12 protein-coding genes are annotated in these 11,788 nt (G+C 51.6%); 1 reads left to right on the top strand and 11 read right to left on the bottom strand.

The genetic code is table 11. The annotated features are described in order from the left end of the window. Window positions 1-11 precede the first annotated feature (11 nt). The 11 genes from ACR6HW_RS11500 to ACR6HW_RS11550 form a co-directional block, all read right to left on the bottom strand. Window positions 12-995 (bottom strand): lipoate--protein ligase, encoded by a 984-nt coding sequence (locus tag ACR6HW_RS11500; protein WP_455727871.1) that lies wholly within the window; start codon window positions 993-995, stop codon window positions 12-14. After that, a complete protein-coding gene (gene lpdA / locus ACR6HW_RS11505; protein WP_455727872.1) occupies window positions 988-2,673 on the bottom strand; it encodes a dihydrolipoyl dehydrogenase in 1,686 nt (561 codons plus the stop codon). The genes ACR6HW_RS11500 and lpdA overlap by 8 nt, the downstream gene beginning before the upstream one ends. Window positions 2,674-2,725: 52 nt before the next feature. Next, window positions 2,726-3,079 carry a carboxymuconolactone decarboxylase family protein gene (locus ACR6HW_RS11510; RefSeq protein ID WP_455727873.1) on the bottom strand — a complete coding sequence of 118 codons (354 nt, stop codon included), beginning with the start codon at window positions 3,077-3,079 and terminating at the stop codon, window positions 2,726-2,728. Between the two features lie 181 nt (window positions 3,080-3,260). Next, window positions 3,261-5,009 carry an ATP-binding cassette domain-containing protein gene (locus tag ACR6HW_RS11515; RefSeq protein WP_455727874.1) on the bottom strand — a complete coding sequence of 583 codons (1,749 nt, stop codon included), beginning with the start codon at window positions 5,007-5,009 and terminating at the stop codon, window positions 3,261-3,263. Beyond that, a complete protein-coding gene (locus tag ACR6HW_RS11520) occupies window positions 5,002-6,792 on the bottom strand; it encodes an ATP-binding cassette domain-containing protein (RefSeq protein ID WP_455727875.1) in 1,791 nt (596 codons plus the stop codon). Before ACR6HW_RS11520 ends, ACR6HW_RS11515 begins: the two co-directional genes overlap by 8 nt. A 160-nt stretch (window positions 6,793-6,952) precedes the next feature. Next, window positions 6,953-7,336 (bottom strand): MarR family winged helix-turn-helix transcriptional regulator, encoded by a 384-nt coding sequence (locus tag ACR6HW_RS11525; protein WP_455727876.1) that lies wholly within the window; start codon window positions 7,334-7,336, stop codon window positions 6,953-6,955. A gap of 101 nt (window positions 7,337-7,437) precedes the next feature. After that, complete coding sequence (locus tag ACR6HW_RS11530; protein WP_455727877.1) at window positions 7,438-7,902, bottom strand: pyridoxamine 5'-phosphate oxidase family protein; 465 nt, start codon at window positions 7,900-7,902, stop codon at window positions 7,438-7,440. Window positions 7,903-7,914: 12 nt separating this feature from the next. Continuing rightward, window positions 7,915-8,382, bottom strand: a complete 468-nt coding sequence (locus ACR6HW_RS11535; protein WP_455727878.1) for an isochorismatase family protein — start codon at window positions 8,380-8,382, stop codon at window positions 7,915-7,917. Window positions 8,383-8,403: 21 nt separating this feature from the next. Continuing rightward, a complete protein-coding gene (locus tag ACR6HW_RS11540) occupies window positions 8,404-9,045 on the bottom strand; it encodes a lactate utilization protein (protein WP_455727879.1) in 642 nt (213 codons plus the stop codon). A 382-nt stretch (window positions 9,046-9,427) separates the two neighbouring features. Continuing rightward, window positions 9,428-10,399, bottom strand: a complete 972-nt coding sequence (locus ACR6HW_RS11545; RefSeq protein WP_455727880.1) for a prenyltransferase/squalene oxidase repeat-containing protein — start codon at window positions 10,397-10,399, stop codon at window positions 9,428-9,430. Window positions 10,400-10,434: 35 nt separating this feature from the next. Next, window positions 10,435-11,040 carry a hypothetical protein gene (locus tag ACR6HW_RS11550; RefSeq protein WP_455727881.1) on the bottom strand — a complete coding sequence of 202 codons (606 nt, stop codon included), beginning with the start codon at window positions 11,038-11,040 and terminating at the stop codon, window positions 10,435-10,437. 190 nt (window positions 11,041-11,230) lie between these two features. On the opposite strand from ACR6HW_RS11550, the gene ACR6HW_RS11555 reads away from it, so the two are divergent. Then, window positions 11,231-11,749, top strand: a complete 519-nt coding sequence (locus ACR6HW_RS11555; RefSeq protein ID WP_455727882.1) for a YdeI/OmpD-associated family protein — start codon at window positions 11,231-11,233, stop codon at window positions 11,747-11,749. Window positions 11,750-11,788 lie beyond the last annotated feature (39 nt).

The raw sequence follows: 11,788 nt of genomic DNA on the forward strand, positions 1-11,788 counted from the left end.
TAATGCCCTTTTTAAAACAAAGTACCGAGCCATGTGCTCAGTTCGTCGGCGATGGACGCGTTGTCGAGGGTCTCGAAAAGTACGGTTTTTAGTGCCTGTGCGTCGAGGGGGGTGCCTGGGAGTGCAGACGCCAATTCAGAAAATGCGTCGTCCTGCAGCGCATCGGTGTTGATTAGGCAGGTGTCGATGCGCCCGTTTGTCGCCGTCACTGCGAGCTCGAAAAGCCCCCAAGAGAATTTGTGGCTGTACGAAGCGTCAAACGCCGGTGTTTCACCAATAAGCCACTGCCAAGTGCGGTACGTCTCGGCGGCGTCGAGCACCGCCTGAGGCGCTGTGTCCTCTGTGAGCTGTTGTACAGTAGCTGTCGTCCCATAGGTCTTGCAGAATGTTTCAAACAAGGCGCGTATCAGGCATTCGGTATCGATGGTAGGTTCCAGTGTGCGCAGGTTGACCACTCTCGATTTTACCGAGTCGATGCCCTTTGAAGCTATTTTGGCTTCTGAGACGGTGAGGTAGTGTGACAGTCGCGTCAAATCTGCGTCGACGAGCACGGTGCCGTGGTGGAGATGGGCGTCGTCCAGCGTCATATAGGCGTTGCCTGAAAACTTGAGACCGTCTGTGGTGAGGTCGTTTCGACCGCTCATCTGCCCCTCTATGCCAAAAGTGCGCAAGGCGTCGAGAATGACGCCGCACTGTTTGGCCACATCGTAGTGTGCCGCATCGGTGACGAAGGTGAAGTTCAGGTTGCCCAGGTCGTGGTAGACGGCACCGCCACCGGTGGCCCTTCTGACGAGCTGAACGCCGTCTGCTCTAAGGGCGTCCAGTCGACATTCTTTGTAGGGGTTTTGGTGTTTGCCGATGACCACGGTTGCATCGTTTTGCCAGAGGTAGAACACCAGTGTGTCCGGCTCTGCGTGTTCCAGCAGGTACTGTTCGTAGGCGAGGTTGAACGCCGCATCGGTTTCCGCCGAACGGTACAGCTTGAGGTTAAGCAAAGTGCAGCCCTTTGCCGTCGAGCATGAGCAGTGCTTCGTGTACGGCTTCCGAAGTGGTCGGATGGGCGTAGATGACTTCTGCGGCGCTGTCGATGGTGGTCTTTGACACAATGAGGTTGGTGAGCACCGCCAGTAAGTCGGTGGCGTGTGCGCCCACAGCTGTACCGCCGATAAGCGTCCGAGTTTCGGCGTCGGCAATCAGTTTAATAAAGCCTTCCGGCGCGTCCATTGTGAGGGCTTTGCCGTTGGCCATCATCGGGAACTTGCTGACGAGGACTTCACCAGTGGCATTTTTTTCCGTTTGACCGACGTGCCCGATTTCAGGTGATGTGAAAATAGCACTTGGTACGGTGTCGTAGGCCATTGGGTGCGCCTTGCCGACGATGTGGTCCACGGCGACAATCCCTTGATGCGATGCGACATGTGCCAATTGAAGGCGGTTGGTCACATCGCCGATGGCGTAGATGTTTTCCACATTGGTACGCATGTAGGCGTCGACTTCAATGCCGTTTTGACGTTCGTTGAGTGCTACGCCGAGGGTTTCGAGGTCGAGGGTGTTCAGTGCGGCTTTTCGGCCTACTGCCATGGCGATGTGCTCTGCACAGAGGGCACTTTTTTCACCGTCGGTTTCCACTTCGAGGAGTTTTGAGCCGTCCAGTGTCTCCTGTATGGCCACGGCGCGTGTGTTTTCATAAATGCCGATGCCCTTTTCGGTGGCCGCTGTTCGAATGACTTCGGCGACGTCTGCGTCGACGAGGCCGAGAATTTGCGGTGCGAATTCCACCACGTTGACACGGGTGCCGAGGGCGTTGTAAATAAAGGCGAACTCCATGCCGATGACGCCGCCGCCGACAATGGTGAGGCTCTTAGGAATCTCTGTGAGGGTCAACAGTTCTTTGCTGGTGAGCACAGTGTCTGCCGTCGCCCCCTCTATAGGGAGCAGTGCCGCTTCTGACCCCATGGCGAGAACAAGTGATTTAAAAGTGCAGGTGTAATGCGCTTTTTTGGTTTCGACTTTGATGGTTTTGTCATCTGCCACTTCGGCTTTGCCGTTAATCCAGAGGATGTCGTGCGCCTCCATTAAGTGTTCGATGCCGCCTACGAGCTGGTCGACGATGCCGTCTTTGCGCTCGACAATTTTGGCGAGGTCGATGTTTAAGAGGTCGGCGTCGATTCCGTGTGACGCCGCCGCTCTGATTTTTTCGAGGACGTCTACACTGGCCGTCATGGCCTTTGTAGGAATACAACCGTAGTTGAGACAGGTGCCGCCGAGGCGATGCGCTTCTATAACAGCCACTTTTAAACCGGCTTGAGCGCCTCTAATGGCCGCGACGTATCCGCCGGGACCGCCGCCAATAATCAGGAGGTCGACATCGACGTTTTCTTTAGACGGCTTTGCGAGTCCGAAACTGTAGCCGCTTTTTTTAGGCGCCGATTGACCGTCGCTCTCCATTGCGCCAATGACCTGCCCTTTAACCACTGTATCGCCCTCTGAAACAGTGAGCGCTGTAATTTGTCCGGCGTACTTGGATTTAACCGGTAGAGAGCCTTTTCCAGATTCTATGGTCAAGAGGGTGCTGCCTATTTCGACGGTATCGCCTATGGCGACGGCGAGCTTGCCCACTTGGCCCTCTTTGTCGTGACCGTTGAGTTTTTCTATTTTAAGTTCTACTTTCATATGTTTGCCTCCAAAAAAAAGAATGGGGGAAGCCCCCCATTCCTACCGATGATTACTTGAATTCGTTTTCAAATTCTTCAATACACGCGTTGAGCAGTGTAACGGTGTACGCCATAGACGGACCGCCGCCGAAAGCGACTGATACCATGGCAGACTCTAAGATTTCTTCTTTTGTTGCACCGGCTTCAAAGGCTTTGTAGCAGTGGTATACGATGCAGTATTCGCATCTGTTGTAACAGCCGATGGCAACGCTCATCAACTCTTTTGTCTTGATGTCTAGGTGATTCGGTTCGTATGCCGCACCGAGAAGCCCCATAAAGGCGCCGACGTGTTCTTCATTGGTTTGCGCTAAGTTTTCAAGTCCACCTACGAAACTGTTGAGCATTTCTCTTACGTTGTAAGCCATAATAGCCTCCTTGTTTGTTTGCCTGAGCAATGATTGCTATAGCAAGTATTAAGTTAAGTATAGCAAGTATATTGATAAATTTCAAACGATATATTATTAAAAAAAAGTAATAAAATGTTTGGCAGTCAGAGAAAGCCCCCCGATAAACCATGGGTCAGTTTATCGGGGGGCTTTAAGGGCGTTAACTTCTGAGTGTTTGGTAGAGAAGATTTGAGGCCATGAGTTCTTCATGGGTGCCGAACCCGTGGACGCGGCCATCGTCCAGTAGGAGCACTTTGTCGACATATTGGACGGCCCCCATGCGGTGGGTGACGACAAAACTGGTGCGCTCTGCCATTATTTTGTGAAACAATTGATAAAGTGACGCTTCCATAACGGGGTCTATTGAGGCTGTGGGTTCGTCTAGGAGGACGATAGGGGCATGGCGATGACAGGCGCGTGCCAGTGCCAGTTTCTGCCATTGACCGCCGGATAAATCCGTAGAGCCAAAGGTTTTAGAGAGAATGGTTTCACCGCCCTCTGGAAAAGGCCCTTCTAGAGAAAGTCCCACAGCATTAAGCGCTTCTCCCAGTGACGCATCGTCTAGAAGTGTGTCATAATCGCTTAGACAGACGTTGTCCCTCAGGCGCATTTCGTACCGCTGGTACCGCTGAAACAGCTGTGTAAAATCTTCTGTACGGCGCTTGGACTCGGGGAGGCCTTCCCAGACAATATGCCCTTCGGTGGGGGTCAGGAGACCGGCGATAAGTTTGGTCAAAGTGCTTTTTCCAGCGCCGTTAACGCCTACCACGGCGATGCGTTCGCCTCTATTTACTGTAAAGGAGACCCCTTTTAGGGCCGACTCGCATCCTGGGTAAGCAAAGTGCACGTCTTTGAAGTGTAGGGCCTTAAAGGCCCCTTCATCATAGGCGGATAAAGTGGTCTGTTCCATTTCGGGCAGTTCGAGAAACTCGTAAAAGCTCGCCAGTTTGCCATATTGCATGGCCATTGGGCCGAAGCGCGAGACCAGAGCTTCTTCAAGGATTTTATAGAGTTCGTCCACGGTGTAGAACACAGCGGCAAAGGTGCCGACAGTGATGTCGCCACTCTTTAGAGCATCGAACAACAAGTAGAGGACGCCTATGTATCCCAGAACGGATACAAGGCGTGCTGACGCCTCCCAGAGAGAGCTCCTTACCTCTGCTTGGAAACGCTTGTCTTCTGCTTCGAAAAAGGTCTTTTTAAAAAGTGATCTGAAGTAGCTGAAGGCGCCGAGGACGCGTGTTTCTTTAAAAGCGGCCTTGCCACCGGCACATGCTGCGTAGTGCGTGTATGCGCGCCTTAAAGGAGCTGTTTCTAATTCAACGGTGCGCATGGTACGCATTTTGACCCATTGGGTGTACAGCACCGGTATGAAAATAAACAGCAGCGCACCCAGCAGTAGCGGTTTTAAGTAAAAGAGGTAAACCCCCATAAAGACAAACACCGGTGCGTACATGAAGACGAGGTCCATAGCGCTGTTTAAAAAGCCCATGGCGTAGTGACCACCACTTTTGGCCCGTTCGATTAAGTCCAGCTTGGAAGGCGTTTCAAAGTCTATTTGCGGCAATTTGCCCAACTTGTCATTGATTTTTCCGTTGATTAATTTGGCCATGTTGGCGTCGTAGGTCTCAGCGATGTAGTTGGCAAGGCCGTTTACGGAGGCGATGACGATTTCAAGTGTAAACAGTGCGCCCAAAGCCAGTAGAATTGGCGAAAGTCTGGTATCGCCTTGAGTAAACTGGACCACGGCGTCAAAGACGTTGGCTTTAAAATACACCATAAGGCTGAAGAGCATACCGCTTATGGCAAAGCCACCGTAGAGGCCTATAAATTTAATCGGTGCGTAAGAGAAGGCCTCTTTTAACAGACGTCCTATGATTTTTACAAATGACGGCGTTTTTTTAGGCATTGTACCACCCCCTCTGTGCGTCGTAAAGATCAAAATAAGTGCTTCTTTTTTTGAGAAGATCCGCGTGACAACCGCATTCAGACAGGCGGCCCTCTTTTAGTACGAGTATTTCGTCGGCGGTAACGGCTGCACCGAGGCGGTGGGTGATGATAAGTGCCGTCTTGCCGGCTTCAGTTTGCATGAAAAGCCTGTAAAGGGCGCGTTCCTGTATGGGGTCAATGGCGGCTGTGGGTTCATCTAGGATAGTAAAAGGGGCGCTTTTTAAAAGGGTCCGTCCAATGACCAGTTTTTGAAGCTGTCCTCCTGAAAGCGTCACGCTGCTGTCGGTCAGTTTCCCAAGAGACGTCTTGAGGCCTTTAGGCAGTGCTTCAATTTTTTCGCGCAAGTCCATTTGTTCGAGACAGCCCCAAATCGTCGCATCGTCTTCAGGTTTCAAAGCGGGATTTCCAAGGCACAGGAAAGCGTCAATGCCGATTTCGTAAGGTGAAAAATCTTGAAATGCCACGCTGTAGAAAGCCGATAAAGCCTCGCGAGAACACTTTTTGAGGTCGACACCACCGACGTAGATGGCGCCTTCATACGACAGGTAGAGACCGAGCATCAGTTTAACCAAGGTGGACTTGCCGGCGCCGTTTTCCCCCACCAACGCGTAGCGCCTGCCGTATTCGAATTCAAATGAGAGGTCTTTTATCGTGTAGGTGTCTGAACCGGGGTAGCGGAAGCTGACGCGGTCAAACACCACGAGTTTTGAAGCTTTGTGAGAAGGGCCAGCAACACCGGATGTTTGAATCGTCGGCCCTGATGCCGTCTCGAGATAAGAGAGGTATCGACGGATAAATCGGTTGTCTCCCGCCAGTGTTTTTAAAACCTGAACCATGTCCCGTGAGATGTAATCCACGAGGAAAAAGGCGTTGCCGAGTAAGCTCATGTATACCCCCGGCGTCATGTGCGCGCGGTTCAAGGGGATTAAAAGCAACAGGCCGATCACCACAGCGATGCTCTTTGAAACCACATGTGTAGCAGACATTTTCAGCATGAGTTTTTTCAGCGCTCGGTTATTGGCCACCACGCCTTTTTCATACCAGTTGTCCCAAAGACGGTGGACATAGGGGTGGTATTGAAACAGTGTGCGTTCCTCAGAGGCTTCTTTAGAAGAGAGGACACTTTCAAAGTAAGAGGCTCGGTGGTAATAGGTTTCGGCTTCTTCAAAAGCCTCGTAATCAAATTCACCGAGGCGACGAGAGAGCTTGAACATCAAAAGGCTCATGGCAACGACCAAAAAACCCAGCCACCATATGTATTGGGAAAGAATCCAAGTAAAGCCCACAATTCGAACAGTCAGTTCTAATATGGTAAGGCTTTGATTGAAAAAGCGCTGGAGCTTGAGTTCCGGTTCTTTTTCTACAATGGCCATCTCTTGCCAAAACGCTTCGCTGTCGACGTGTTCATAGGAAAGGCTCTGTCGTTTGTCTAATAAAGCCAATTGTACATGTGCGCGTACTTTTTTGTCCCTAATGAGCCCGCGCCACTTGATGAGTTCCCCAACGGCAAATTGAATGAGCAAGAGCCCCAGGAGTTGAGCCAGTATCCGGGTCAAATGCGCCGAGGTCATTTCTTTACCGGCAACGGCCAGTGCCACATCGATAAACTTTGCGGTGTAAACAATCATAGCAGTGGGAATCAGCGCTCGAGCCAAAGTCAAAATGGTGATAAGCGCGTTTTCAACAGGGGCGATACGGAGAAAGTGTTTTTTGTAGTGTTTAAAGGTTTGTCTGTGTGTCATGGGGACTCCTCGTATATGTATAGAATAAGTGATGACAAAGTCTTAAATCAGTAGTGTCTTTATTGTAACATTTAACTATAAAAGTTTCTATAAGATAATACTGCTTTTAAAATCAAAAAAACCGTTGCACCTTTCGGCACAACAGCTCTTTTATCACAAGTTAATCATTGGCTATATTTTGGATCATTTGATCGAGCACTTTCTCAAAAATCATCAATTCCGATTGGTCGATGCCTTGAATCAGCGCGTCGTTAAAGGCGTTGCCGTAGGGCAGCAGCTTTTCAAAGGTGGTTTGACCAATTGCGCTGAGTTGTATCAATGTAACGCGTCGATCAACTTCGCTTTGGAGCCGTGTAATCAAACCGTCGCGTTCGAGCCTTTCAATAAGGCGGCCGGCGCTGGAGTCCTGAACGTGCATGTAGTGGGACAGCTCTCTTTGTGAAATCGGCTGATGTTTGTAGAGGTAATAAAGGGCAATCCACTGGATGCGCGTCACCCCTGTGTCTTTGAGCCTTCGACCGAAGGCTTCGGAAATTTGCTTCATGGCATTTTCCGTTATGTGGCCAACTCACCTGTCTAAATTAAAATACACCGTCATCACCCCCTTATCTCTGTACCATTATAGCCCAAGGTGGGGGGCTTTGTCTATCGACGGCCTTTTCCGGTGAGGTGCTCAATGTCGATTTTGTACACCGCTGTCTTGGCGTGTGCATTTTGAATGTACTGTTTACCGGCGTCTACGAAGTCAGGCGAATACTTCTCAATGAGCTTGAGCAGCGCCCGCTGTTTTTCATCCCCTTCGACTTGAGACGCTCTGCCGAAGGCGACGGCGCTTTCGTACTTTGTACTGAACTTATCCGGCAACACCTCAGTAGAAGCGACGACACTGAAAGAAACTTTTGGGCAATAGGCGATATTATCGAGCTTTTGACCTTCGAGGGCGCAGTGAAAATAGAGGGCGCCTTCGTCGTAAACATAGCTCAGCGGTACGCTGTAAGGGTAGCCGTCCTCACCGCAAGTGCTGAGGGTTCCGTATTCCCCTCGGTTTAAAACGGCCTGTGTTTCAGCGGCGTCAAAAGCCCGCTGTGCCTTTCTCATAGGTCTGAACATAAGAGGTCCTTTCTATAACAATTGGTTTAAAAAGTTGAAGTGGACAACCGGACGGTTGTAAAAAATATCGAGAAGACCAGCTTCTTTCTCCGCCAAGACGCCTTTTTGAAGGTAATAGGCGTTGAAGTCGCGTTCCACAGCGCCGTTGTAAGTGGCGAGGACGCAGTATTCCGCCGCACTGCCGCAGAGGATGAGGGTATCGATGCCCCGCGCTTTTAACAGCGCTTCGAGATCGGTGCGCCAAAAGGCGTTGTTGTAGGATTTAAGCACTTCGAGGTCGCTCTCGGCGCCTTTAAAGTCCGAGACGGTGGGGCTGTCACCTTCTGAGAGGTCTCGAATCACCACGACGGGCTTGCCGGCGGTCCTAAAGACGTCTGCCGTGGCGTTAAGCGTCCAGAGCGCCTCTTCATAAGCTGCGGTGCCGCGTCTGTGGCCGACAGTGGCTTCTTGAATATCGATAACCAGTAATGCTGTGTTCATAAGAACCCCCTTACAGAACCTTTAATACCCGAGGACGTCGTCGACGATGAGGACTTTTATGCGCTCTGGGTCAAATTGTCCCCTAATGCTGACAAAGTCGTTGCAAATGCGCTCCGGACTGTTGCAATCCACACAACGTCCTGTGACGGCACAAGGGGTTTTCTTGTTGAGGCGTTTGGCGTCAATAGGCGCCGCGTATTGGCGGACGCGCTGTTCAGCAGCTGCCATGTCTCTCACCAGTTTGTTGCGCCCTACGACCACGATGACCTGACGGGGACCGTAGAGCATTGGGGCGACACGGCTGCCGTTGCCGTCGATGTTGAACAGTTCTCCGGCTTCAGTGACGGCGTTGGTGCCGGTGATAAATGTATCGGCAGAAAAGTTGGCTCGATACAACGCCTGTTTTTCTTCGCGGGTGATGCCGCTTGCGTACTTGTCTAAAAACCGATAGGACCCTTCCCTTAAAAAATCGACGACGCCGGTTTCAAAGAGCGTCATAGAGTCGCCTATGCCCACAGTATGCCCTTCGGGAATCAGCTGCTTTAGATGTGCAGTCAACTCGAAGGCGTCAGCGACAAAATAGCCTTTCATCCGTCGTTTTTCTAAATTTTTCAGTACGTTTTCCACTTGTTTTTCAATATACCATTTAACCGAGGGTTCCACGAGGCACTTCCTTTCTACAGAACTTTTGTTCTATTATACAGGAGCCTTCAAAAGATGCAAGCCTCTTTTGAACGAGCGGTATCGTCACCTGCATCTAAGCGTTTGCAAAGTGAGTCAACCAGCTGTTCAGGGGTCTTCACACTGTCTACGAGGTGTTCGCCCTTTAAAGGGACAATGGCGTAAGCGGCGTAGTGGGCTTTGGCGGCTCTTACGCTTTTAAAGCTTTGATTCGGCGCTTCAGGGGAATCGATGCGCGCTTGGATGCGCCTTTCCCAAATGGCGTCATCGCTACAAGTGAACAGAAAGAGGCGCCTTTCCGAAGGCGGCAGCGTCTAGACGCTGTGCGCAAAGGGCTGCTACTGTGGATTTACCGGTTGCGGCTTTACCGCGAAAAAATAGAATCATGAGAATCCCCTACCTGTTGTGGGCGTATACGGCTTTCGAGCGCCGATTGATAGAAGGATGCGTCGTAAGCTTTTAAGACGCGAAGCGCCCTCAACGTATTGATGCGGCCGCCGCGCGTTGCCTCTAGGGGAAAGTGTCTTTTACCGCTGTATTGCGGCCCTCTGAGCATGTAGCCGTTTTGGCCGAACTGTTTGCGAAGGCGATCCAGCGCTTCAGTCATACGCGGGTCAAACGGGCTGCCGGAGGTCTGAAAGTAAACGAGTGCGCGCAGGTAATCGTAGTACCAACGCGGTGGATAATGGGCGGTGAGGAAGCGCTTATCGGGGATTTTGCCGCTTCTCAACCCGTAGAGCAAGTGCCTTTCGAGCAAATAGGCTTCGCCTTCGCGCCTTTGCTTTTCGAGGACATCTGATAGGTACTGTGGATGGCAACGGGTAAAATCGTCATAGGCTTCCAGTACGGAGAGCGTGGTGTGAAAGGAGCTTACTGTAGAAGGTCTCGAGGTGCTGTTGCACCGACAATTCCAGCCGCCGTCGGGCATTTGAACCTCTGAGAGTTTGTCGATGATTTCAAAGAGTCTCGGGTCATCACTTTTGCCGTAAGCGGCGAGACTGGCCACCATGGCGATGACGCAGACATCGTATTGAGGTGTGGGCGATTCGTCCACTGCGCGCCACTCGCCGGTTAGCAGCAGATCGAGTGCCCGCTGGTAAAAAAGGTGCTCTGGGTCGACTTCAAGCGCCTTGAGCTCGCGCATGGTGTAGTGCGTCGACACCCACTTGGGGCCGTAGAGGCCGCCGCCCCAAAGGCCGGTTTCCGTATCGTAGAGCGCTAAGAATTTGGCGATTAGGCCCTCGTCGGCGTATGGTACGGATTCGCCGAGCAACTGTTTGCGTACAAGTCGGCTGATGGAGGGGTCTCCATCCAGCAACCAGTCCAGAAGTTTCATCGCGTGCCTCCTTTCAAAGGCTATAAGCGGTACAGTTACCGCTTGATAAAAAGGTAGTTGTCCGCTTGGTGTCGGTAGCGTGGCCCCTTCATTTTACTTTTTACGGCTTCGACGTCGATGGCTCTGTCCTTAGGCAGTCGAAACCACGTGTCCAGTGCATCGGTACTGATGTCGCCTGAAAGAGTCACTGTGCCGACGAGCTGGTAATCTGGGTCTAACTGTGCCAGTGTGGCGTCGCCGTGGCTGTCGTTACAGAGGAGAATGCCGCCGCTCTTTAAGTATTTTTTAGTCGATTGCCCGACAAAGCCGGCGTACTGTGAAATGAGCAGGTCAAAGGGGCCGATATCCAATGAGGCCGTGTAATCCGACGCAATAAACGCTATTTCGGATGAAGCGTCGTAAGTTTTGTTGGCTTCGACATGTTGCCGGATGGCATCGAGGGCCTTAAAGAAGCGCACGGTGCCTTTGAAGTTGTCGATGTAAGTGACCTGTGGGATGAAGAAAGATGGCGTGATGTCGACGTGGCTGCCGGGATACAGCGCCGAATGCACGTTGTAATGCTTGGCGATGCTCCGGTAGAGCGCGCTGCGGTCGCCGGTCTTTTGCATGTAGTCGACGTAGATGTCACGGGTTTTAGACATGGGGTACCTCCTCATTAGAAACTCTCCGGACGAGAGGGCTGTTAGAAAAGTAGAGAAAGGCCCTCTTTCACGTCGTGCGTTATTTTAATGATAGCACATTTTTGAAGTTTTATTCAAAAATTGAGTGCCCGGCGGCTGTTTTCAGATGGCGTGGGGTAAGAATAAGAAAAGGGGAGAAAGGAGGACGGGTATGAACAAAGCATTTAAAGCGGTGCCCGCCGTCGTCGAAGGGCGTACCATTGTCGTACTGCCTGAAGCCGTCAGCGCCAAGTTGCCGTCCCGGGGCATGGTTATGGCAGAAGTAACTATGGAGGGCCGGGTGTTTGAAGTGCCACTAGAACCCGATGGCAGAGGCAGTCACTGGTTTGAAGTGCCGCCGGAGATGTCAGGTGTCGCAAGTGTTTCAGAAGGCGGGATGGTGACTGTAATGGTGGCTGATGTGGCGGTGTGGCCGGCGCCGTCGATGCCAAGCGATATCCTGTCCGCTTTAGAGGCCGAAGCGCTTATGGCCGTTTGGCAGACCTTAACGACAAAGGCGCAGTGGTCTTGGCTGAGATGGGTGCGCTCGACCAAAGTGCAGGCCACTCGAACCAAGCGCATCGGGGTCATGTGCGATAAGCTTAAAAAAGGCGATCGCCGGCCTTGTTGCTTTGACCAGACGCGCTGTACCGTGCCGGAACTGTCTAAATCCGGCGTTTTAAACGTATAGGCGATTGAAAAGCTTCTCTGTCAACCATGAGACGAGAGA

This window comes from Fusibacter sp. JL298sf-3 (assembly GCF_053842995.1).

Excerpts from the sequence above, each read along its gene's own strand:
- ACR6HW_RS11550 (WP_455727881.1), bottom strand. The coding sequence starts at position 11,040 with ATGTCTAAAACCCGTGACATCTACGTCGACTACATGCAAAAGACCGGC.
- ACR6HW_RS11520 (WP_455727875.1), bottom strand. The coding sequence starts at position 6,792 with ATGACACACAGACAAACCTTTAAACACTACAAAAAACACTTTCTCCGT.
- ACR6HW_RS11545 (WP_455727880.1), bottom strand. The coding sequence starts at position 10,399 with ATGAAACTTCTGGACTGGTTGCTGGATGGAGACCCCTCCATCAGCCGA.
- ACR6HW_RS11515 (WP_455727874.1), bottom strand. The coding sequence starts at position 5,009 with ATGCCTAAAAAAACGCCGTCATTTGTAAAAATCATAGGACGTCTGTTA.
- ACR6HW_RS11555 (WP_455727882.1), top strand. The coding sequence starts at position 11,231 with ATGAACAAAGCATTTAAAGCGGTGCCCGCCGTCGTCGAAGGGCGTACC.
- ACR6HW_RS11535 (WP_455727878.1), bottom strand. The coding sequence starts at position 8,382 with ATGAACACAGCATTACTGGTTATCGATATTCAAGAAGCCACTGTCGGC.
- ACR6HW_RS11510 (WP_455727873.1), bottom strand. The coding sequence starts at position 3,079 with ATGGCTTACAACGTAAGAGAAATGCTCAACAGTTTCGTAGGTGGACTT.
- lpdA (WP_455727872.1), bottom strand. The coding sequence starts at position 2,673 with ATGAAAGTAGAACTTAAAATAGAAAAACTCAACGGTCACGACAAAGAG.
- ACR6HW_RS11525 (WP_455727876.1), bottom strand. The coding sequence starts at position 7,336 with ATGAAGCAAATTTCCGAAGCCTTCGGTCGAAGGCTCAAAGACACAGGG.
- ACR6HW_RS11530 (WP_455727877.1), bottom strand. The coding sequence starts at position 7,902 with ATGTTCAGACCTATGAGAAAGGCACAGCGGGCTTTTGACGCCGCTGAA.